The sequence below is a fragment of the Novacetimonas hansenii genome, assembly GCF_014843995.1.
GTDB lineage: Bacteria > Pseudomonadota > Alphaproteobacteria > Acetobacterales > Acetobacteraceae > Novacetimonas > Novacetimonas hansenii.
Genome location: NZ_CP062147.1, coordinates 3,469,584 through 3,490,362, shown reverse-complemented (window position 1 = coordinate 3,490,362; position 20,779 = coordinate 3,469,584). Strand labels below are relative to the sequence as shown.

Genomic DNA, 20,779 nt, shown 5'->3' with positions numbered 1-20,779 from the left:
CCCGGCGGAAGAACGCCGGAGGCTATGTATTTATAAAACCTTGTATGGGCCATGCCCGCTTGCGTCCCTCTCTAGCATGGGATGGCCGTTGTGCAATCCGCAAGCGGGGAATCGAACGGATATTGTGCCTGCATTGCAATGACGACATGGGAGTAAACCGGGTTTTCGTGCCGCCATGCAATGACATCCTATCATGCGATTGTCGCCACGGGTGTGGCCGGGAATCCACATCCGCGCCCGCACCGCGTGACCGACTTCCCCGCATCTCGGGCCATATTGCCATGCGAGGGGCGCGCGGGCATGGTCACGCGGTATTGAGGCACCGGCGGCAATCCGCCCGCCCGTCCGGTTCCCGTTCAGCCCCCGTTCAGGCGTGGGGCGATTTCGGGGAACAGGGTGGCAAGTTCCGTGATCTCGCGCCGTGACAGGCCCTCTGCCTTCGGGTCAACCGGTGTGCCCGCCATGACCGCGCGCAACACCCGCAATGCCGGGCCGGACAGCAGGGTTGCATCGCGCATATAGTCGCGAAAGGCCCCGAAGGTCAGGGGCACCCATTTTTCCACCAGGCCAAGGATGGCATCGGCATAGGCGCGGATTTCGTACTGTGCGTGGCTGTCGGCGCGCAGGCGCAGGAAATGCAGCAGGTTCCACAGGTTAATCTGCCAATAGAACTGCGTCATGATATTGACCGGCAGGTTCATCCGCGCCAGTTCGCGCGCGATCGACGGCCGGGTGGGATCGACGGTGCCGCCCGTAGCATCTTCGTTAAGCAGGTCGAGATAATGGTCGTAACACCGCGCCGCGTCGTCACGCAGCAGGTCAAGCACCTGCTGCGCCTGTTCGGGGGGCAGGGTGGTGCCGCGTCCCTGCTTGTTGCTTGCGGACTGCACGGCGATATCCTCGGGGCGGGGGAAGTAGAATTCCTTCTCCAGCACGGAATAGCGCGCGGAATATTCGTTGATGCTTGCGGTGCGGTGGCGGAACCACTGCCGTGTGACGAAAATCGGCGCGCGGACATGCAGCTTGATGACCGCAAGTTCGAACGGGCTGGTATGGCGGTTGCGCATCAGGTAGCGGATCAGCCCCCGGTCGTCGGATGTGCTTTTCGTGCCCTTGCCATATGACACGCGCGCGCCCTGCACGATGCCGTCATCGCCGCCCATGTAATCAACCAGGCGGACGAATCCCGTGTCCAGCACGCTGACGGGTTCGTACATCGCCTCCTCAAGCGCCGGGACGACAAGGCGCCGGGTCGGGGTCCATGCGGCGCGTGCCGCCTCGATTGCCGATTTCTGGTCGTTGGAAAACATGGGCCACCATTCGTGTTCGGGATTTGAGCGTTGCCGCGCATACCATGCCCGGCGTTGTTTTTTCCACCCATCTCCGCATCATCTTGCGCCCGGGTCCCATCCTCCCTATATCTGTTGGTGCAGGAGGGGTTCGCCCCTTGGCTATGGCGATAAACGGCGCGTGGAATAAGTGTTGTGGACCCGGGGGCGGTACCCGGCGTTTCCACCAGTTTTTTCGTGATCGGCGGCCCATCGGGCCTTCGCATCCGAAAGATGGGAACGAAACAGGCTCGACACGCATGGTAAAGACCCGCCTTTTGCCCGGCATTGTACCGCCGTTATCGGGCTAAACATACAAGTGCCAATGATAACACTGAGGTGCTCGCTGTCGCTGCATAAGCGATAAGCGCGGTTCGGGGGGGCACCGGGCAACAGAAGCCCCCTCACTTTGCCGCTGTTCATTATACCCCTGCTTAACTTTATCCCTGTCCACACAGGTCGGCGCCGCCCTGGTGTCCCTGCCATGGCCCTGTCAGGCCGCGTGGTCGCCCTGACCCGCCTTGCAGCCCCGTTCGTGCGCCTATCTGCTTCGTGAAGGTGATCGCGCCGCATGCTCCCTTGTCTTGAGGCAGGGTTTGACGCACAGCTTGGTGCTGTGGCACGGCGTGGTCTGAACCCGCATGTCTGATAAGGTCGGCCCGCGAATCCGGGGCCGCCGTTACGGAGAAGCCCGAATGTCCGATGATCACGACGAGGAAAATGGTTTCGAGACCAGCATTCCCGACAGCCTCCTGCCCTATGACGACTGGATCGAGGACGCGTATCGCGATGTGATGCTGCGCGCCTTTGAATATGTCGTGACGGAAGGGGGCCTGCCTGGTGATCATCATTTCTACCTGACATTCCGCACCGACTGGCCCGGCGTGGAAATGCCCGAACGCGTGCGCGCGCAGTATCCGCACGAAATCACCATCGTCCTGCAGCACCAGTTCCATGGGTTGAAGGTCGATCGTGCGGCGGGCACGATTTCCGTCAGCCTTGCCTTTGGCGGGGTGCCTGCGACGCTGGTGATTCCGGTGGCGGCGATTTCCGCCTTTGCCGATCCGTCGGTCAAGCTGCCCCTGTCCTTCCGCGTGCCTGAACACCCGCCACAGCCCGCCCCTTCGGCCGAGATCCATAATGTCTTCGGACAGGGACCGCGCGCGCCGCAACCCGAACAGGAGGCGCACGCCCCCGGTGCGCAGGACGCGACCCCCACATCGGCAGAGGAAACGCAGCCGTCCTCACCACAGGTCGTAAGCCTTGCCGCATTCCGCAAGCGGGGTACCGAACCGGGCTGAGCCACATTTTCATCCGGGCGCCCGGATGGGGCCGGGCGCCCTTGCCATAAAACCGTCACCTGGAAGCAATCCGGGGGCATCCATAAAGGCAGGAGACCGTCCGTTGAACACCACTACACCCACCAGGGCCGCAAAACCGGCCGCCAAGCCCTTTGTCTATGGGCCGCTATTCCCGCTTCATGACGACGATACACCGTGGAAGAAGCTGGAGATCGAGGGGGTCACGACCTCCGTGCTTGGCGGGCGCACGGTCGTGCATGTCCGGCCCGAGGCGTTGCGCGAACTGGCCGCGCGCGCCTTCAATGACGTTGCCCACCTGCTGCGCCCGGCGCATCTGGCGCAGCTTGCCAAGATCCTGAAGGACCCTGAGGCATCGGATAACGACCGTTTCGTCGCTCTCGACCTGCTCAAGAACGCCTGCATCGCTGCTGGTGGCGTGCTGCCGATGTGTCAGGATACCGGCACGGCCATCATCTATGGCAAGAAGGGGCAGCGCGTCTGGGTCGATGGTAACGAGGAGGAGGCGTTCTCCCACGGGGTGTACGACACCTATACCCGCACCAGCCTGCGCTATTCGCAGATGGCGCCGCTGTCGATGTTCCAGGAAGTCAATACCGGCACCAACCTGCCGGTGCAGTTCCATATCTCTGCCACGCCGGGTGATTACCATGCGGAACAGATGGACCTGATGTTCGTCGCAAAGGGGGGCGGGTCGGCCAACAAGTCATTCCTGTTCCAGGAAACCCGCGCCCTGCTGGCAAGCGAGGAACATTTGCTCACATGGCTTGATGGCAAGATCCGCGCGCTTGGCACCTCCGCCTGCCCGCCCTATCACCTTGCGGTGGTGATCGGTGGCATGTCCGCCGAACAGACGCTGGAGACGGTGAAGCTGGCGTCCACCAAGTGGCTTGATACCCTCCCGACCGAAGGCAGCGCGCTTGGTCATGCGTTCCGCGATGTCGATATGGAGCAGAAGATCCATAAGCTGAGCCAGCGGCTGGGCATTGGTGCGCAGTTCGGGGGCAAGTATTTCTGCCATGACGTACGTGTCGTGCGCCTGCCGCGCCATGGGGCGTCGCTTCCGGTGGGAATCGGTGTTTCATGTTCCGCCGACCGGCAGGTCAAGGCCCGCATTACCGCCGATGGCGTGTTTCTGGAACAGCTTGAGACAGACCCCGCACGCTTCTTGCCTGAAACAACGGACGCGCATCTGGGCGGGGAGGAAGTCGCCATCGACCTGAACCAGCCGATGGACGAAATCCGCAAGAAGCTGTCGCAGTATCCGGTGCGCACGCGCCTGTCGCTGACGGGGACGATGGTGGTGGCGCGTGACATCGCGCATGCCAAGTTCCGCGAACGCCTGGAAAAGGGCGAGGGCCTGCCGCAGTACCTCAAGGACCATCCCGTTTATTACGCCGGTCCCGCCAAAACGCCGGAGGGCCTGCCCACCGGGTCGTTCGGGCCGACCACGGCGGGGCGCATGGACAGTTATGTCGCCATGTTGCAAAAGGCGGGCGGGTCATATGTGATGCTGGCAAAGGGCAACCGGTCCAAGGCCGTGCGCGATGCGTGCAAGGAATATGGCGGGTTCTATCTCGGGTCTGTTGGTGGGCCTGCGGCGCGTCTGGCGCAGGACTGCATCCGCAAGGTCGAGGTGCTGGAATATCCCGAACTGGGCATGGAAGCGGTCTGGAAGATCGAGGTCGAGAATTTTCCGGCCTTTATCGTTATCGATGACAAGGGTAATGATTTCTACGATGGGCTGACGGGCTGAGGAATCGGTTCGTCATGACCTGTCGGGTTTGATAACCGGAGGCTGCGCGCCATGCGTTTTACCGTCGATCGACTGGACCATCTCGTTATCACTGTCCGGGATCTGGAAATCTCGTCCTCGTGGTATCAGCGTGTCCTGGGCATGGAACGGGAAGAGTATGGCCGCAACAACCGCACGGCCCTGAAATTCGGTGGGCAAAAGGTCAACCTGCGTCCCCATGGGGCGCAGGGATGGACCACGGCGCAGGACGCGCTGCCGGGGACAAACGACCTGTGCTTCATCACGGCCGTCAGCAGTACTGATGTGGTGGAACACCTGGAACAGTGCGGTGTACGCGTGACGGAGGGACCGGTCGCGCGCCTTGGCGCGTTGGGGCCTGTGACCTCGGTTTATTGCGAAGACCCCGATGGGAACCTGATAGAGATCGCCTCCTATCAGGGCTGAGGCGTTTTGCGGCAGACGGTCTGCGCGCGGCGAAGTGTCTGGGGAACAGAGGTTTCTGGCGCGTGCATTATCCGGAACTGCCGTGCCTGTTGGGGTTTTTGATAAGAGATTGTCTGAAAACAAATCATTGATAAAAAACAGGAAAAGTTTTTTGGGTGCCGCCTTTCGATCGAAAAAGGCGGTGTCTTCTGAAGCTTTTTAGAAAAAGCTTCACCAAAAATCTTTATGATTTCAGGATGTTATTGATCCTGACGTTTCAAACAGTCTCTATAATTGCGACCAGAACATCTGCACGGGGCTGTCTGGAATGCCAGGGCGAATCCTCTGCTGAAACATGACGGGCCGTTGGCAAGGATTGGTCAAAAAGCCTTGTCACGGATGCAGCCCTTTTGAAAAAGGCCAACACGCGCAAACCTGTGGCCATTCCCTGTCAGTGGGGTGTTTCAAAGCAGTCGCTGGCGTTGCTGAAGCTGCCTTTGGCATCCCCGTGCCCGAAGGCACGGGAAGGGGCTCATTTCTTGCTATATACCGCTGTCAGCGTGGCGGACCCCAGGCTGTGCTGGCCCACGACAAAACCGACCATCGCGCCACTGGCGTCGGTGGGCAGGTCGAGGCGTTGCAGGTTCAGCGCATGGATCGTGAAGACATAATGATGTTCACGCCCTGCCGGGGGGGCGGCGCCGCCATAGACATTCCCGCCAAAGTCGGTGCGCGTCATCACGGCATGTTCCGGCAGGTTGGCATCCCCCGAACCCGCACCCGCCGGAAGTGACGAGATGTCGGCGGGAATGTTGATGACAACCCAGTGCCACCATCCCGACCCGGTCGGTGCATCGGGATCGAACATTGTGATGGCAAAGCTCTTGGTGCCTTCCGGCGGGTCGGTCCATGCCAGCGGGGGGGAAATGTTCCCGCCGCAATAGCCCATGCCATCGAACACCTGCGCCTCTGGCAGGCGGTCGCCCTCGTGGAAGGCGCGACTGGTCAGTGTAAAGGTCATGATACCGGTTTCCTGCATGCGTCCCCGATCGGGGGCTATGGCATGCGAATGGGGTGATGGGGCAGGCTGCCGCGGTGCGGCGGCGGTGTCATGCCCATGACCGCCGCACCCGTCGGGGCAGGTTACCAGTTCTGGCTGATCAGCCAGAATTCTTCCGACGTCAGGGTGATGACCGGCGTGCCGTGCTTGCATTCCGCGGCCGCCATCGCCAGCGCGCCCATGCGCTGGATCATCAGGGTCTTGCGCTGGTGGGCCTCGGACTTCTCATCAGAGGCTTCAAGCGTGATCAGTGCGTTCTTGCAGGCCTTGGCAAGGCGGGCGGCATCAAGTGCGGCATAGGACATGGGTGGGGTTCCTTGTGTTCAGGCATCGCATGCGGGACCTGTCCCACATACGAATCACGGGCCATGTGTGTTTCTGGCCATAGTGTTTACTGCGTTGCCGGTATGTGTCCAACCATTGCCCCACCCGTGAGCGGTGCAAGGGGCCGCATGCCTGCCTTTCGTCCATGGCGCGGCATGCCGATCCATGCCGGCCTGCGTGTTCGTGCTGGCAAGGGGGCTGCTGATTCCCTAAAGGAAGGGTCATGACGGATCTCGTTTCTGATTTCGACTTCGACCTGCCCGTGGCGCTGATCGCCGATCACCCGGCCCGGCCCCGTGACAGCGCGCGCATGCTGGAGGTCCCGCCACAGGGGGCCTTTTGCGACCGCCATGTGTGTGACCTGCCCGGATGCCTGCGCGCGGGCGACATCCTTGTGGCCAATGACACCGCCGTCATCCCGGCGCAGCTTGCGGCCATGCGTGGGGCGGCACGTATCGGGATTACGCTTGACCGTATCCTGCCTGATGGCACGTGGCACGCGCTTGCGCGCAATTCGCGTCGCCTGAAACCCGGCGATATCCTGACATTCGCGCCCAGCGCGGTCACGGCCGAGGTCGTGGTGTGCGAGGACGCGGGCGGTATCGTCATGCGTTTCGATGTGGAGGGCGAGGCGTTTGACCAGTTCCTCCACGATACAGGCCATCTTGCCCTGCCGCCCTATATCGCGCGTCCCGATGGCCCGACGGAAGAAGACCGCAAGGATTACAGCACCATCTTCGCACAGCATCGTGGCGCGGTTGCGGCCCCCACGGCGGGGCTGCATTTCACGCCTGCCCTGCTGTCGGGGCTGGAGGCGGCGGGTGTGCTGCGCCAGACACTGACGCTGCATGTGGGGGCGGGGACGTTCCTGCCGATGCGCAGCGAACAGATTTCCGAACACCGGATGCATGCCGAACGTGGCACGATCACCGCGCATGCCGCGCACCGCATCAACGCGGCGCGTGCGGCGGGTGGGCGTGTCATCGCCGTCGGCACCACGTCGCTGCGGCTTTTGGAAAGTGCGACGGACGAGGATGGGGTGGTCCATCCCTTTCATGGCGAAACGGCGATTTTCATCCGGCCGGGATACCGTTTCCGCGCGGTGGACATGCTGCTGACGAATTTCCACCTGCCGCGTTCGACATTGTTCATGCTGGTCAGTGCCTTTGCCGGACAGGCGCGGATGCGGGCGGCCTATGAGCATGCAATGGCCGCGGGCTACCGGTTCTATTCCTATGGTGATGCGTGTCTGTTGCATCGTAATGACGGGGGTGCGGCATGACCGCGTTTCGCTGGCGGGCGCAGGCCTGTTCTGGTCAGGCCCGGGCCGGGTATCTGGAAACCGCGCACGGTACGGTGCCGACCCCCACCTTCATGCCGGTCGGCACGGTCGGCACGGTCAAGGCGATGACGATGGACGCCGTGCGTTCCACCGGCGCCGGGATCGTTCTGGGCAATACCTATCACCTGATGCTGCGTCCGGGGGCGGAGCGTGTGCGCGCACTGGGCGGGTTGCACCGGTTCATGGACTGGCCCGGGCCAATCCTGACGGATTCGGGCGGGTTCCAGGTCATGTCGCTTGGCCCGCTGCGCAAGCTTGATGCCGATGGCGTGACATTCCGTTCGCACATTGACGGGTCAAAGCATCGCCTGACGCCCGAACGTTCCACCGATATCCAGCATGCGCTTGATGCAACGATCAGCATGTGTTTCGACGAATGTCCCGCCCTGCCTGCCCCGCCCGAGACGATCGCGCAGTCCATGCGCATGTCCATGCGGTGGGCGGAACGCTGTCGCACGGCCTTTGTCGCGCGCCCCGGCTATGCCCAGTACGGAATCATTCAGGGTGGGACGGAACCTGAACTGCGTGCCGAAAGCGTGCGCGCCCTGACGGATATCGGGTTCGAGGGATACGCCATAGGTGGCCTTGCCGTGGGGGAGGGGCAGGAGCTGATGTTCTCCACCCTTGACGCCACGGTCGGGCTGATCCCGCAGGATGCGCCGCGTTACCTGATGGGGGTGGGCACGCCAGACGACCTGCTTGGCGCGGTGGAACGCGGGGTGGACATGTTCGACTGTGTCATGCCCACGCGCGCGGGCCGCACGGCGCGGGCCTATACCGAACGTGGGACGCTGAACCTGCGCAATGCGCGCCATGCGGCCGACAGCCGCCCGATCTCTGCGCATTGTGACTGTCTTGCCTGTTCACGCCACAGCCGCGCCTACCTGCATCACCTGTTCCGTGCGAATGAGATCCTCGGCCCCATGCTGCTGACGTGGCATAATCTGGCCTATTACCAGCGTCTGATGCGGGGCATTCGCGCGGCCATCGTGGGGGATACATTGCCCGAACATGCCGCCCATCTGCGCGCGCAATGGGCGATGGAGGACTGGTCCCCCGACGAGATGCCCTTCCCCGACATTCCGCCCGTACCCTGATATGGCGGCGCGTGCGCAACCCGTGGCCTGCCCCCCCGGTGAGCCGGGGGGGCTTGCGCGCCGGATTCATGATCGCGCGGTGGCGATCGGGTTCGATGCGGTGGGTTTCGCGCCCGCCATGCTGGATGACGCGGCCCGTGCGCGATTGCATGAATTCGTGCGGACCGGCCGTCATGGCGCGATGGACTGGATGGCGCAGCGCATGGCGTGGCGTGGCGACCCGCGCGCCCTGTGGCCTGACGTGCGCAGTGTGATCTCGCTCGGCCTGTCCTATGCGCCTGATGGCGATGCGCTGGCGACATTACGCAATCCCATGGCGGGGAATATCTCGGTCTATGCCCGACATCGCGATTATCATGACGTGGTCAAGGGCATGCTCAAACAGGTGGCGCAGTTCGTCGTGGCGCAGGGGCGCCGCCAACCCGGTGGCGAGGCATCGCCACCGGGGGTGAAGGTGTTCGTTGATACCGCCCCGGTCATGGAAAAGCCGCTGGCCGCGAATGCGGGGCTGGGGTGGCAGGGCAAGCATACCAACCTCGTCTCGCGCACGCACGGAAGCTGGCTGTTCCTGGGCGAGATCTACACCACGCTGGACCTGCCGCATTCCGCGCCTTCGGGCGGGGGGTGCGGCACATGTACCCGCTGCCTTGACATATGCCCGACATCCGCCTTTCCCGCGCCGGGGCAGATTGATGCGCGGCGGTGCATTTCCTATCAGACGATCGAAAACCCCGACCCCATTCCCCATGAATTGCGGCCGCTGATGGGCAATCACATCTATGGCTGTGACGACTGCCTGGCGGTATGTCCATGGAACCGTTTCGCGCAGACCACACGACAGATGAAGCTGCGGGCGCGGCCCGACCTTGTGGCGCCGGCGCTGCGTGACCTTGCGGCGCTGGACGATGCGGGATTCCGTACGCTGTTTTCCGGCTCCCCCATCAAACGGATCGGCCGTGCGCGGTTCGTGCGCAATGTGCTGATCGCCATTGGCAACAGCGCGCGCGCCGATCTGTGCGATGTGGCGCAGGGATTGTGCGATGACCCCGCCCCGGTGGTCGCGGATGCCGCGCGCTGGGCGGTGGAGCGCCTGATGTCATGAGGGGCATGCGTCCCGTCGCGCCGTCGCCCCTGTTGCACAAGCGCAGCATGATGCTGTCGGGCCATCGCACCAGTGTCGCGCTGGAACCTGAATTCTGGGGGGCGCTGGAACGCATGGCGCGCGCACGCGGGGTCGGGCTTACGATCCTGATCGCGCGCATCGATACCACGCGTGATCCCATGCGCACGCTGGCGTCGGCATTGCGGGTCGCGGCCCTGCTGGAATGGATGCCTGCCCTGCCGGCAGCAGGGGGGCAGGGCGGGGAAGAACAGTTGGGTTAGCACGCGCGTCGTGCTAGGTTCGCGGCCATGGCGATATGGGGAAAACTGTTTGGCGGTGTCGCGGGATTCGCTGTGGGCGGTCCTGTCGGTGCCCTTGTGGGAACCGCGCTCGGGCATGCTGCCGATAACGGTTCGTTGCTGGAAACACCGGCCGGTGGCTGGACCGACCGATGGGGTGGCCGCGCCAATGCCGACCCCAATGGTGCAGCCACCTTTGTCGCCGCCAAGCTTGCGGCGGCGATGGGCAAGCGCGACCAGATGTATGGTCTGGTCATCATTGTCCTGTCGGCCAAGCTTGCGAAGTGCGACGGGCCGGTCAACCGCGCGGAAATCGATGCGTTCAAGCGGCGTTTCAACGTCCCGGCCGAAAACATGAAGGAAGTCGGGCGCCTGTTCGACATGGCCCGGCAGCGCACCGACGATTACGAGAATTTTGCCCGTGAACTGGGCCGTGCATTTTCCAATCGCACGGAAATGCTGGAGGAGGGGCTGGCTTCCCTGTTCATCATCGCGCGCGCCGATGCCGGCCCCACGGGGGAGATCAATGCGCAGGAGGAAGAATTCCTGCGCCGTGTGCATAAGGCGTTCGGCCTGTCCCCCGGCGCGTGGGAACGCGCGCAGGATGGCCGTGCCCGCCCCAGCGTGAGCGAGGTTGACGCCTATGCCGTTCTGGGCCTGTCACGCACCGCAAGTAATGAGGAAGTGCGCGTGACGTGGCGGCGTCTGGTGCGTGAACATCATCCCGATATCCTGTCGGCCCGTGGTGCCGATGAGGCCGAGATGGCAAGGGGTGCGGCCCGTATTGCGCAGATCAACGCCGCATGGGACCGGATCAAGCGCGACCGCCAGATCTGATATCCACGAAGCTTCAGGAAAGATCAGAGCCTGTTTGAAAAGTCAGGCTCGATAACATATTGAAATTATAAAAGTTTTTGGTGAAGCTTTTTCTAAAAAGCTTCAGAAGACGCCGCCTTTTTCGCTCGAAAGGCGGCATCCAAAAACTTTTCCTGTTTTCTATCAATGATGTGTTTTCAAACAATCTCTCAGCGCCCGTTTTCCCGCACTGCTGGTCCAAAGACGTTCTTTTTTTGGGAAAACCCCGAAAAACGCTTGTTTTGATGAAAACCCCTGACCCGCCACCCGCTCTGGGTGCATGTTCTTTTCCTTCAGGATAAAGCAGCGCCGTCACTTCGCCTGCTTCTTGTCCAGCAACCTGCGCAGCGCCCCGCCCACCGTATGCGCCAAGGTGCGGTAGGCCTTGCCCGCCGGGCTGTCGGGGGCGGAGATGACGATGGGCGCGCCGTTGTCGCCGCTGGCACGGATATCGGCCAATAGCGGGATCTCGCCAAGGAAGGGTACGCCGGTTTTTTCCGCTTCGGCCCGTGCGCCGCCATGGCCGAACAGTTCGGTGCGGTGGTTACAGTTGGGGCAGCAGAAATAGGACATGTTCTCCACAATGCCCAGGACGGGCACACGCATCTTCTCGAACATCGCAACACCGCGCCGGGCGTCCAGCAGCGCGATATCCTGTGGCGTGGAAACGATGACCGCCCCCGCCAGCGCCGTTTTCTGCGCCAGCGTCAATTGCGCATCCCCCGTTCCCGGCGGCATGTCCACTACCAGCACGTCGAGTTCGCCCCAGTCCACATCCGACAGCAGTTGCCCGATCGCCCCCATGACCATCGGACCGCGCCAGATCATCGCCTTCGTTTCCTCCACCAGCATGCCGATCGACATGGCGGTGATGCCGTGGCCATGCAGGGGTTGCAGGCGGCCGTCGCGCACTTCGGGCTGGCTGTCCATGCCCATCATGCGCGGCAGGGACGGGCCATGCACATCCGCGTCGAGCAATCCCACGCGCAGCCCCTCCAGCCCCAGCCCGACGGCAAGGTTGACGGCCGTGGTCGATTTGCCCACCCCCCCCTTGCCCGATGCCACCGCGATCACCAGTCCCACATTGGGGGGCAGCGGTCCGGTCGGCTGTGCGCTGCCGGGCTTCGCACCAAGGTTGAGCGGACGGTGGCCGCCGCCCTGGGGGGATGGGGTTGCGGCTGCGGGCGCACGGTGGGACGTCAGGATGACGGAGGCGCCCTTTACCCCGGCTATGTCATGCGCCAGCCTTGCTTCGATATCGGCAATCATCGGGCGTATGTGTTCGGCGCGGTCGCGATCGGTGGCGATGGCGACATGCACGACCCCGTCGCGTACGGTTGTGGCGTCAAGCGTGCCAAGGTCCAGCGCGCATGCCCCCGTGCGTGGGTCGCGCACATCGCGCAGCACCTGTTCGATTGCCGACTGCGTTATCTGTGCCATGCTGCCCCTGCGCTGAAAAAAACTGGTGAAGGCCGGATATAGGGGCCATGGCCTGATGACGGAAGGGGGCGCGGGACGGCGCCCGTGCAAAATGCGAATGGCCGTGGTTATAAATTGGCCTTGGTGGCGTATTTATCCCTGTCGTATCGGAAGTGTGAAATTCCGTGTCCCCTGTCATCCGGTCCCGTCCGGGATACGGGCGGGGCATGCCCATCGGCGGGGAATACGCAGTGCAGGGAAGAAGTAGTACGTTGTCATGACATCATGCGTGCAGGCAGGTGGCCCCCACATGGCCGCCACCACGCCGCCGGGTGGGCGCGACGCCCCCCGCGATGCGTCCCGCACCGCCGGGCCGGCCGCCGCATCCGGTGATGGTACCGCCACGGCGGGACAGGGCGTGCCGCGGGTGCGCGATCACCGCGTGGACGCACTGCGGGGGGTGGCGTTGCTGATGATGTGCATCGACCATATCCCGCAGGATGTCCTTAACCGCTTTACCATGCGCAATGTCGGTTTTGCCGATGCGGCGGAGGTGTTCGTGCTGCTGGCGGGATATGCGTCGTGGCTGGCCTATGGCCGGGCATTTTCGCGGCAGCCATGGCAGGCTGTGGTCGAACGCATCGTGCGCCGGTGCGGGCGGCTTTATGTCTTTCAGACCCTGATGGCGGTGGTGACGATCGTCACCATCCGGGTCTGGCGGCATTACTGGCCCGTGCCGGTCGATTTCCTGGAACCCGAACTGGCCCATGGGCTGGATTCCCTGTGGCGGGTAATGCTGTTGCAGGCATTGCCGGGCAATCTCAATATCCTGCCGCTTTATATCGTGCTGCTGCTGGCCTTTGCGCCGTTGTGCTGGGTGCTGCGGCGGGTGGGGCCATGGCCCGTCCTGGTGGCAAGCGGTGCATTATGGGCGGTGGTCAATTTCGACCCGTCCCTCAATTTCCCCAACTGGCTGGACCCTGACGGGTGGTATTTCGACCCGCTGGCGTGGCAGTTCCTGTTCGTAATTGGCGCGTGCGCGTCCATACTGGCCGCACGACATGGCGGCAGCCTGCCGCTGTCGCGGCCGCTGGTGGTGGCATGTGGGGCGTATCTTGTCTTTTCGGCGGTGGAATCGTTCCCCTGGACCGGTTGGGGCCTGCCGGATATGCGCCCCATGGCCACGCCATGGACGGACAAGATGGTGCTCTCCCCGCTGCGGCTGCTGGACGTGCTGTGCCTGTTCTATCTTGTGCAGTCATCCACGCTGGCGACGCGCCTGTCACTGGGGCGGGCGGGACAGTTGATGGCGATGTTCGGTCGCCATTCGCTGGAGGTGTTCACCCTTGGCACCATCATCGACCTGTATGGGCGTCTGGTCTTTACCAACTTTGGCGTTGGCTGGGGCATGCAGGTCACGATCAATGTGGTGGGTTTCATAATGTTGTGGGGCATGACGCGCGAACTTGACCGCAGGCGTACGCTGGCCCGTGCCGCACGCAGGGCGTGAATGTCGTGCAGGATGGATATGACAGACAACAGAGGAGCGATCATGACGGATACGACTGTGGCGGGCGTACTGCCCCGCCTGACACGCCTTCTGCATGATGGAAAGGGTGTGCGTATCGCGCTGTTTGGGTCCTCCACCATCGAGGGGGTGGGGGCCAGCACGCCAGCGCACGCCCTGCCGGCCATCATGCAGGGCGTGCTGGCCCCGTTCGCACCCGGCGGGGTAAAGGTCATCGGCCACGGTGTGGGCGGTGATGATGCAGAGGCGATGCATGCGCGCATGGGCGGCATGCTGGCGGACCGGCCGGACCTGATCGTGTGGCAGACCGGCAGTAATGACCCGCTCAGGGGTGGGGATGTCGCGGCTTTTGTCGCGCGCACCCGCGATGATCTTGCCGCCATGCGGGCATCGGGGGCGGATGTTGTGCTGATGGACCAGCAATATTGCCCGCTCCTTGAAACCTGTCCGGCGTTTCGCGCGTTTTACGACGCGGTGCATCATGTCGCGGCGCAGGATCATGTCCCGCTGTTCACGCGATATGTGCGGATGAAGTCATGGTGCGCGGAACTGGGGCTGGACCCGGTGGACCTGTCGCCGGACGGGCTGCACCTGAACGACCGGGGCTACCGCCTGCTGGGCGAGGCGCTGGCGGCGTGGCTTATTGAACTGACGGGGCTGCCGGGAGGTGTCGCGTCATGCTATCAGGGAAACGGGGCGTGACATTCGCCCTGTCCGCCGCAATGGTGTAAACGCTCAGGCCCCGTCCAGATCAGGAAGCAACCAGCCACATGCCCGATCACGTTTCCGCTTTTTCCAGATCCAGTGCCGCCATGGGCATGGGGGCCGCATTGCTGGCGATGGTGACGGCACGGGCACATGCGCTGCCGCCTGCCGCCGCTGTTGCGCCGGTGGCCGCGAACGTCACGGCGGTCAGCGACCCCGTGCGCCTGCCCGCGCCCGGCCATGACACGCCCGACAGCTTTGCAGACCTTGCGGCCCGCCTGCTGCCCGCGGTCGTCAATGTCTCCACCACCGAGATGGTGCGTCCCGGCGATGAAGATGATGATGGTGACGAGGGGGACAGCAGCCCGCAGATCCCCAATTTCCCCGAAGGTTCCCCGTTCGAGAAATTCTTTCACGACTTCATGAACCGCCAGAGCACCCCCAATGCGCCGCCGCGCAAGATGCAGGCGCTGGGTTCGGGCTTCATCATCGACCCTGCGGGCATCGTCGTGACCAACAACCATGTCGTGCGCAACGCCGAACAGATCACGGTGACGTTGCAGGATAATACGGTGCTCAAGGCGCACCTGCTTGGCCATGACGACCGCACCGACCTTGCCGTGCTGAAGGTGGACAGCCCCAAGCCGCTTCCTGCCGTGCCGTTTGGCGATAGCGATCATGCGCGCGTGGGGGACTGGGTGCTGGCGATCGGCAACCCGTTCGGCCTGTCGGGCACTGTTACGGCGGGGATCATCTCTTCACGCGGGCGTAATATCGAACAGGGGCCGTACGACGATTTCATCCAGACCGACGCCCCGATCAACAAGGGCAATTCGGGTGGGCCGCTGTTCAACCTGCATGGTGACGTGATCGGCATCAACACGGCCATCTTCTCGCCCTCTGGCGGGTCGATCGGGATCGGTTTCGCCATTCCCTCGGCCGAGGCACAGGGCATCATCGCGCAACTGCGTCAGCACGGGAAGGTATCGCGCGGGTGGATTGGCGTGCGCATTCAGGATGTGACGCAGGACATTGCCGACGGTCTTGGCCTGAAGAGCGCGCATGGCGCCCTGATCGCCGGGGTGGAGGCCAAGGGGCCTGCCGCCGTGGCGCACCTGCAGACCGGTGACGTGATCGTCACGCTGGATGGCAAGGATATTGACGGTCGCGCGCTGCCCCGTCTTGTTGCACAGCTTCCGGCGGGCAGCGTCGCCCACCTTGGCATCGTGCGTCATGACCATCCGATGAATGTTGCGATCACCATCGGCGCCCTGCCGGAAGAAAAGACCGACAAGGCCGATGGCAAGCCCGCGCAGAAAACCCCTGCAAGCGGTAGCGTGGCGGTCGCGGGCCTTGGCTTTACCGTGGGGGCGATCGACGATATCGCGCGCCAGAAATACAACATGCCCGAAGGCCAGAAGGGTGTTGTCGTAACCGGTGTGACCGATGACAGCCCCGCTGCCGAACGTGGCCTGCGCAATGGCGACATCATTACCGAGGTCCAGCAGACCGCCGTTAACACACCCGCAGAACTGAAACACCAGATTGATCTTGTCCGTGCGCAAAAACGCCGCACCGTGCTGTTCCTGGTGCAGAACAGCGATGGCCTGCGCTGGGTGCCGTTCCCCCTTGCCGAATCGGGTGCGCATTCCGATTGATGGCGGTTTTCTCTTTTTCTTCTCTGCGGGATGTGTTTGTGGTGGCCGGTGGTGCATGGCGACAGGTCGTGCGCATGGTCGTCTCGCTTATCGGGTCGGGCTTCGTGGCCCATCTGGTCCACCTGCAGGAACCTGTATGGGCGCTGATCACCTCGGTCGTGGTGATTACGCAAAGCCGGATGACGCAGACGCTGTCCACCGGGCAGGACCAGATTGTCGGCACCCTGATCGGGGCCTGTGCCGGGATTTCCGCCATTGCGATGGAACAGTGGCTGTTCTGGCCCACTGACCTTGTCTTCTGGGTCATGCTGATGCCGGTGGCGGTGCTGGCGGCGGCACGGCCAAAGATGCGCGTTGCGGTCATTACGTTGATGGTGGTGCTGCTGTTTCCCGGCAATGGCGCGCCATTTGCGCGACCGTTTGACCGTATTGCCTCCATCATGATCGGGGTGGTGGTGTCGTTCGTGGTTTCCTTTTTCGTGCTGCGTAACGAGGCCCGGCGCGAGGTGCTGCGCAATTCGGCGCTGTTGCTGCGGCAGGTGTCGGATCTGCTGGAACTGGCGCTGCACCAGCATCCGGACAGTAACGCGATCGCCGCGATTGATGACAGGTGCCGGGCATTGTTGCAGGACCTTAATGACGGGGTGAAGGAAGCAGAGGTTGAACATCCCGGTTCGCTGGCGCGGCATGACCCGCTGGTGATGCGCCTGCCGGGGCTTTTGCGGAAGCTGCGTGCGGATGCGATCTTTGTCGCACGTGCCGCAGTGGAGGGGCAGACCGCCAGCACCGGCGACATCCTGCGTAGCGAGCGCGAGATGCTGTGCCATGTGCTGGGGCAACTGGCGGACCGGTGTGAACTGGCCGCCACCCGCAGTCGGGGCAAGCCTCTGCCGGACGAGGGGGTGGGGGATGTGCTGTCGCAGATCCATCAACCCGCTTCGCACTGGACGTCGGTGATGTGCTTTGCCATTGGGCTGCTGCATACCGACATGACGGTCCTGATCCGTAATGTCTGGTCCGATGGGCGTACGGATGAAGGGGCACCCGCATTGGGTGCGCCCCATGACAAGGCGGCACATGTGGGCTGAATGCCTGCCTGGGGATATGGGACAGTGTCCCGGATGACAGGGTGAAAGCAGGCAAGGATCGGGCGAAGCTGTTTTCCGGCGGTTTTGTAAGATGTTGTTGTTTCGGTCTGTTTGAAAACACCCCATTGGTCAGGAATGGGAAATTCAAGCCGTTACGTTATTTTTTGAATACTGCGATATCTTGAAAGGTTTTTTGGAAAGATATTTGCCAAGGAATTGCATTATTCAGTGGGACATTGGTACAAATTCCCAAACAGCTTCTGGCAGGCTGTCGGGTTGGGATTTTTCTACGTAATAACATTGCTTGAATTATGAAAATCATAGAATTTTCTATATAGAAAACAGAAATATGTTTTCATAAAAGATTATTTGGGAATAAATCATTAATAAAAAATAAGAAAAGTTTTTGGGGGTCTCCTTTTTCCAAAAAGGCGGCGTCTTCTGAAGCTTTTTAGAAAAAGCTTCACCAAAAATCTTTATAATTTCAGGATGTTATTGAACCTGACTTTTCAAGCAGCCTCTTGGCTTCCGATCCGACAGCCTACTGAAAATTTTCGAATAATGTTGTGTTTTTTGCAAATGCAATATCAAGACAATTTCCACATATCCTTTCCGATGGGTTCTTTTCAGGCAGGGGCGAAGGAAAAGTCCCCGGAAATTTCATGATTTATTCTCACAGGCCGGTGTCCCGGCAATGCCCCATGTCGTGGCATCAGGTGTCATTGGGGCATCGGTGGGGTATATGTCTGGTTTGTGTCATGATGCATGCCACCAACACCATGTTCGTGCGTTAGTACCGGCGGTGCCCCTGCGCGCGGGGGTGGGGCGTGACTGCATACGTGGGGTTGCGTGAGTGTCCATATCAAGCAGGAGTCTGGAAATAACCATGCTGAACAAAGCGATTCTTGGAAACCTTCCCAAAGGTGTACGCGGACCGGCCTATGACCCGGCAACGCTTGCACCAGGAATCGTGCATTTTGGCGTTGGCAATTTCTTTCGCGCGCATGAGGCCTGGTACGTCGAACGCTGCCTGGATCAGGGGGATCCCGGACCATGGGGTATCGTGGGCGTCGGTCTGACGGCGGGTGCGCGCAGCGAACGCAAGGCCGCGACCTTTCGCGCGCAAGATGGGCTGTATTCCCTGACGGAGGTGGATGCGCATGGCGCGCGCACCGTCCGGGTCATCGGGGCATTGCGCGGCTATCTGCTGGCCCCGGATGACCCGCAGGCCGTGCTGGCGCGCCTGTGTGATCCCGCGACCCGCATCGTCAGCATGACCATTACCGAAGGGGGATATAATATCGACGAGGAAACCGGCGAATTCCGTGTTGATAACGCGCTGGTGCAAGAAGACCTTGCCAATCCGCGGGCACCCGCCACGGTGTTCGGATATGTGGTGGAGGCCCTGCGTCATCGGCGTGATGCTGGTGTGGGGCCGTTTACGGTCATGTCGTGCGACAACCTGCGCCATAACGGGCAGGTGGCCCGTACCGCTTTTGTCGGTTATGCCCGGGCCTGCGATCCTGACCTTGCCACCTGGATCGAGGACCACGTGACCTTTCCGTGCAGCATGGTGGACCGTATTACCCCCAGCGTGGATGCCTCTACGCGCGACCTCCTGAACCGCGAAAGTGGGCTGGACGATGCGCTGCCGGTTCTGGCGGAGGATTTCAGCCAGTGGGTGCTGGAGGACAGTTTCTGTGCCGGGCGGCCTGCGCTGGAAACGGTGGGGGTGCAGTTCGTCAGTGACGTGACCGGTTATGAACAGGTCAAGGTCCGCATGCTCAACGCCGCGCATGTGACGCTAGGTGCGCTGGGGCTGTTGCTTGGACATCGCTATGTCCATGATGCCATCGCCGATACGGACCTGCACCGTTTCATCAATGCCTATCTGCAAAAAGACGTCATGACGCAGATCCATGCGCCGCAGGGGATGGACCTTGATGCCTATCGCCGCAAGGTCATCAGCCGGTTTTCAAACCGGGCGGTGGCCGATACGCTGCTGCGGATCTGTAGCGACGGGGCATCAAAGTCGCAGGTATTCTGGACCGACACCGTGCGCCGGTCGCTACAGTCGGGGCATGACCTGTCGCGTATCGCTTTTGGCCTTGCCGCCTATCTCGAAATGCTGCGCGGCGTTGACGAGAAGGGGGAAACCTACACCCCGCTGGAACCTACCCTGACGGAAGGGCAGGTTGCGCTGGCCCGTGCGCCCGACCTTGCCGCCGCGCTGGCCCTGCCGGCATTTGACGGGTGGCGTGACCTCCAGACCCCGCAATTGACACAGGCGATCGTCACCGCGCGCAGGGCGATCCGTGAACATGGGGTGCGCGCCAGCCTGCCGGACTGACCCGAAGTCACAAAGGCGCAAGGTTAAAACTTTTTTCAGAACTCTGCGTAAGGTTTCGTCTTTTTGCGAAAGGACGAAACCTCGGAACCGTTGCGGTTTTTATCCGGCCTTTATGGCTCAATGGCCTGGGATCGGCCTCATGTCCTGCGGGACATGAGCATGGCCCCATCGCCATAGGAGGCCGCCATCGCAGCACTGTCCGGCACAGGCGCAAAGCCCTGCCGTTCCCAAAATCCCACAGCCTGCCCCGTCGCCATCAGCCCGAGATGTGTCAGGCCTGCATGCCGTGCGGCGTGTCCCACAAGGTCCAGTGCACGGGTAGCCGCCCCCTGCCCACGCAGGGTGGGGGAGATGGCGATGTCATGGATGTACCAGCAATCAGGGGCCAGTGGCAGCCTGTGTAGCAGCGTGTTCAGCCGTGGTGGCGTGCGTAGCCGCCAGGGGTGGCTTAGTACATATCCCGCGATTGCCGCGCCATCTTCGGGGGCAAGGCCATGGCAACCCGCAGGGCAAAGGGCGAGGCGTTCTGTGAACACGGCCGCATCTTCGGGATAGGACGGATGAATCTGCCGTGCGAGGGCCTGTACATCTGGCAGGTCGGGATGGTACAGGGGGCGCCATTGTGCTGTCATTTTCACCATTGTGCGTATAGATGGGAAATATAATAAAACATTTCCCGGGCATTATTGGACGATATAGTCATATTCCGGTTATTCATGTCCCGACACCCACCCTTACCCCAAGTGCAGGAGCACCTGACAGAATGACGGATCTGCGTCTTACGCTACGTATTGATGCCAACGGCAAGCCCTTGCTGGGACATGGAAAGATCCGCCTTTTGGAACAGATCGAGGAAACGGGGTCCATCTCTGCTGCGGCCCGGGCGATGGGCATGTCCTATCGCCGGGCATGGCTGCTTGTGGAATCGATGAATTCGGTCTTCAGACAGCCACTTGTCGCCGCACGTCCGGGTGGTGGCGGTGGGGCCGGGCTGTCCGATGATGGGCGCAAGGTGCTGAAACTGTATAGGGAAATAGAAAAAATATCCCGTGATGCCGCCACAGGGCCGCTGTCGGACCTGTGTGGCATGTGCGAAGTGCCGTGAAAATGCCACGTCATGTGCATA

20 protein-coding genes and 1 other RNA gene are annotated in these 20,779 nt (G+C 62.0%); 15 read left to right on the top strand and 6 right to left on the bottom strand.

Going from position 1 to position 20,779, the window contains the following annotated elements:
- Positions 1 to 356 precede the first annotated feature (356 nt).
- Entirely contained in the window at positions 357 to 1,310 is a 954-nt protein-coding gene (gene thyX / locus IFJ82_RS15375; protein WP_192265138.1) for an FAD-dependent thymidylate synthase, read from the bottom strand.
- A 79-nt stretch (positions 1,311 to 1,389) separates the two neighbouring features.
- Between thyX and ssrA the strand changes: the two genes are divergently transcribed.
- From ssrA to IFJ82_RS15355, 4 genes are all read left to right on the top strand, one after another.
- Positions 1,390 to 1,735: a transfer-messenger RNA gene (gene ssrA, locus IFJ82_RS15370) on the top strand.
- A 288-nt stretch (positions 1,736 to 2,023) separates the two neighbouring features.
- Positions 2,024 to 2,629, top strand: coding sequence for an SspB family protein (locus IFJ82_RS15365; protein WP_192265136.1), 606 nt, complete (start codon positions 2,024 to 2,026; stop codon positions 2,627 to 2,629).
- Between the two features lie 103 nt (positions 2,630 to 2,732).
- Positions 2,733 to 4,403 carry a fumarate hydratase gene (locus IFJ82_RS15360; protein WP_192265135.1) on the top strand — a complete coding sequence of 557 codons (1,671 nt, stop codon included), beginning with the start codon at positions 2,733 to 2,735 and terminating at the stop codon, positions 4,401 to 4,403.
- Positions 4,404 to 4,454: 51 nt separating this feature from the next.
- Complete coding sequence (locus IFJ82_RS15355) at positions 4,455 to 4,847, top strand: VOC family protein (RefSeq protein ID WP_003617248.1); 393 nt, start codon at positions 4,455 to 4,457, stop codon at positions 4,845 to 4,847.
- A gap of 511 nt (positions 4,848 to 5,358) precedes the next feature.
- On the opposite strand, the gene IFJ82_RS15350 is transcribed toward IFJ82_RS15355, so the two are convergent.
- Both IFJ82_RS15350 and IFJ82_RS15345 read right to left on the bottom strand, forming a co-directional pair.
- On the bottom strand, positions 5,359 to 5,847 hold the full coding sequence (locus IFJ82_RS15350) for a kinase inhibitor (protein ID WP_192265133.1): 489 nt from the start codon (positions 5,845 to 5,847) through the stop codon (positions 5,359 to 5,361).
- 122 nt (positions 5,848 to 5,969) lie between these two features.
- A complete protein-coding gene (locus tag IFJ82_RS15345; RefSeq protein WP_003617252.1) occupies positions 5,970 to 6,191 on the bottom strand; it encodes a hypothetical protein in 222 nt (73 codons plus the stop codon).
- 242 nt (positions 6,192 to 6,433) lie between these two features.
- Between IFJ82_RS15345 and queA the strand changes: the two genes are divergently transcribed.
- The 5 genes from queA to IFJ82_RS15320 are packed head-to-tail and all read left to right on the top strand — an operon-like array spanning position 6,434 to position 10,887.
- Positions 6,434 to 7,492 carry a tRNA preQ1(34) S-adenosylmethionine ribosyltransferase-isomerase QueA gene (gene queA / locus IFJ82_RS15340; RefSeq protein ID WP_192265125.1) on the top strand — a complete coding sequence of 353 codons (1,059 nt, stop codon included), beginning with the start codon at positions 6,434 to 6,436 and terminating at the stop codon, positions 7,490 to 7,492.
- Positions 7,489 to 8,649, top strand: coding sequence for a tRNA guanosine(34) transglycosylase Tgt (gene tgt / locus IFJ82_RS15335; RefSeq protein WP_192265117.1), 1,161 nt, complete (start codon positions 7,489 to 7,491; stop codon positions 8,647 to 8,649). Before queA ends, tgt begins: the two co-directional genes overlap by 4 nt.
- A gap of 1 nt (position 8,650) precedes the next feature.
- Positions 8,651 to 9,751: a tRNA epoxyqueuosine(34) reductase QueG gene (queG, locus tag IFJ82_RS15330; RefSeq protein WP_192265116.1), complete on the top strand. Its 1,101-nt coding sequence runs from the start codon at positions 8,651 to 8,653 to the stop codon at positions 9,749 to 9,751.
- Positions 9,752 to 9,756: 5 nt separating this feature from the next.
- On the top strand, positions 9,757 to 10,032 hold the full coding sequence (locus tag IFJ82_RS15325) for a ribbon-helix-helix domain-containing protein (RefSeq protein ID WP_003617259.1): 276 nt from the start codon (positions 9,757 to 9,759) through the stop codon (positions 10,030 to 10,032).
- Between the two features lie 27 nt (positions 10,033 to 10,059).
- Positions 10,060 to 10,887: a TerB family tellurite resistance protein gene (locus tag IFJ82_RS15320; RefSeq protein WP_062808496.1), complete on the top strand. Its 828-nt coding sequence runs from the start codon at positions 10,060 to 10,062 to the stop codon at positions 10,885 to 10,887.
- 13 nt (positions 10,888 to 10,900) lie between these two features.
- Here IFJ82_RS15320 and IFJ82_RS15315 read toward each other — a convergent pair whose 3' ends face one another.
- On the bottom strand, positions 10,901 to 11,221 hold the full coding sequence (locus tag IFJ82_RS15315; protein ID WP_192265114.1) for a hypothetical protein: 321 nt from the start codon (positions 11,219 to 11,221) through the stop codon (positions 10,901 to 10,903).
- Entirely contained in the window at positions 11,218 to 12,345 is a 1,128-nt protein-coding gene (locus tag IFJ82_RS15310) for an Mrp/NBP35 family ATP-binding protein (RefSeq protein ID WP_003617263.1), read from the bottom strand. Before IFJ82_RS15310 ends, IFJ82_RS15315 begins: the two co-directional genes overlap by 4 nt.
- Before the next feature lie 289 nt (positions 12,346 to 12,634).
- On the opposite strand from IFJ82_RS15310, the gene IFJ82_RS15305 reads away from it, so the two are divergent.
- The 5 genes from IFJ82_RS15305 to IFJ82_RS15285 all read left to right on the top strand — a co-directional run bounded on the left by IFJ82_RS15305 (position 12,635) and on the right by IFJ82_RS15285 (position 19,653).
- Positions 12,635 to 13,834: an OpgC family protein gene (locus IFJ82_RS15305; protein ID WP_408901717.1), complete on the top strand. Its 1,200-nt coding sequence runs from the start codon at positions 12,635 to 12,637 to the stop codon at positions 13,832 to 13,834.
- Between the two features lie 42 nt (positions 13,835 to 13,876).
- Positions 13,877 to 14,554, top strand: coding sequence for an SGNH/GDSL hydrolase family protein (locus tag IFJ82_RS15300; protein WP_075625236.1), 678 nt, complete (start codon positions 13,877 to 13,879; stop codon positions 14,552 to 14,554).
- 110 nt (positions 14,555 to 14,664) lie between these two features.
- The gene (locus IFJ82_RS15295; protein ID WP_371861372.1) at positions 14,665 to 16,215 is read left to right on the top strand and encodes a DegQ family serine endoprotease; all 1,551 of its coding nucleotides are present in this window, start codon (positions 14,665 to 14,667) and stop codon (positions 16,213 to 16,215) included.
- Entirely contained in the window at positions 16,215 to 17,303 is a 1,089-nt protein-coding gene (locus tag IFJ82_RS15290; RefSeq protein ID WP_075595663.1) for an FUSC family protein, read from the top strand. Before IFJ82_RS15295 ends, IFJ82_RS15290 begins: the two co-directional genes overlap by 1 nt.
- A gap of 886 nt (positions 17,304 to 18,189) precedes the next feature.
- Entirely contained in the window at positions 18,190 to 19,653 is a 1,464-nt protein-coding gene (locus IFJ82_RS15285) for a mannitol dehydrogenase family protein (RefSeq protein WP_192265112.1), read from the top strand.
- A 137-nt stretch (positions 19,654 to 19,790) separates the two neighbouring features.
- On the opposite strand, the gene IFJ82_RS15280 is transcribed toward IFJ82_RS15285, so the two are convergent.
- Positions 19,791 to 20,285: a GNAT family N-acetyltransferase gene (locus IFJ82_RS15280; protein WP_062809755.1), complete on the bottom strand. Its 495-nt coding sequence runs from the start codon at positions 20,283 to 20,285 to the stop codon at positions 19,791 to 19,793.
- A gap of 131 nt (positions 20,286 to 20,416) precedes the next feature.
- On the opposite strand from IFJ82_RS15280, the gene IFJ82_RS15275 reads away from it, so the two are divergent.
- Complete coding sequence (locus IFJ82_RS15275) at positions 20,417 to 20,758, top strand: winged helix-turn-helix domain-containing protein (RefSeq protein ID WP_003617275.1); 342 nt, start codon at positions 20,417 to 20,419, stop codon at positions 20,756 to 20,758.
- Positions 20,759 to 20,779 lie beyond the last annotated feature (21 nt).

Bases quoted from the DNA above. Each gene is read 5' to 3' on its own strand.
- thyX (WP_192265138.1), bottom strand. From the start codon at position 1,310: ATGTTTTCCAACGACCAGAAATCGGCAATCGAGGCGGCACGCGCCGCA.
- IFJ82_RS15345 (WP_003617252.1), bottom strand. From the start codon at position 6,191: ATGTCCTATGCCGCACTTGATGCCGCCCGCCTTGCCAAGGCCTGCAAG.
- IFJ82_RS15290 (WP_075595663.1), top strand. From the start codon at position 16,215: ATGGCGGTTTTCTCTTTTTCTTCTCTGCGGGATGTGTTTGTGGTGGCC.
- IFJ82_RS15300 (WP_075625236.1), top strand. From the start codon at position 13,877: ATGACGGATACGACTGTGGCGGGCGTACTGCCCCGCCTGACACGCCTT.
- IFJ82_RS15280 (WP_062809755.1), bottom strand. From the start codon at position 20,285: ATGACAGCACAATGGCGCCCCCTGTACCATCCCGACCTGCCAGATGTA.
- IFJ82_RS15275 (WP_003617275.1), top strand. From the start codon at position 20,417: ATGACGGATCTGCGTCTTACGCTACGTATTGATGCCAACGGCAAGCCC.
- IFJ82_RS15325 (WP_003617259.1), top strand. From the start codon at position 9,757: ATGCGTCCCGTCGCGCCGTCGCCCCTGTTGCACAAGCGCAGCATGATG.
- queG (WP_192265116.1), top strand. From the start codon at position 8,651: ATGGCGGCGCGTGCGCAACCCGTGGCCTGCCCCCCCGGTGAGCCGGGG.
- IFJ82_RS15305 (WP_408901717.1), top strand. From the start codon at position 12,635: ATGGCCGCCACCACGCCGCCGGGTGGGCGCGACGCCCCCCGCGATGCG.
- IFJ82_RS15295 (WP_371861372.1), top strand. From the start codon at position 14,665: ATGGGCATGGGGGCCGCATTGCTGGCGATGGTGACGGCACGGGCACAT.
- IFJ82_RS15365 (WP_192265136.1), top strand. From the start codon at position 2,024: ATGTCCGATGATCACGACGAGGAAAATGGTTTCGAGACCAGCATTCCC.
- IFJ82_RS15320 (WP_062808496.1), top strand. From the start codon at position 10,060: ATGGCGATATGGGGAAAACTGTTTGGCGGTGTCGCGGGATTCGCTGTG.
- queA (WP_192265125.1), top strand. From the start codon at position 6,434: ATGACGGATCTCGTTTCTGATTTCGACTTCGACCTGCCCGTGGCGCTG.
- tgt (WP_192265117.1), top strand. From the start codon at position 7,489: ATGACCGCGTTTCGCTGGCGGGCGCAGGCCTGTTCTGGTCAGGCCCGG.
- IFJ82_RS15355 (WP_003617248.1), top strand. From the start codon at position 4,455: ATGCGTTTTACCGTCGATCGACTGGACCATCTCGTTATCACTGTCCGG.
- IFJ82_RS15350 (WP_192265133.1), bottom strand. From the start codon at position 5,847: ATGACCTTTACACTGACCAGTCGCGCCTTCCACGAGGGCGACCGCCTG.
- IFJ82_RS15285 (WP_192265112.1), top strand. From the start codon at position 18,190: ATGCTGAACAAAGCGATTCTTGGAAACCTTCCCAAAGGTGTACGCGGA.
- IFJ82_RS15310 (WP_003617263.1), bottom strand. From the start codon at position 12,345: ATGGCACAGATAACGCAGTCGGCAATCGAACAGGTGCTGCGCGATGTG.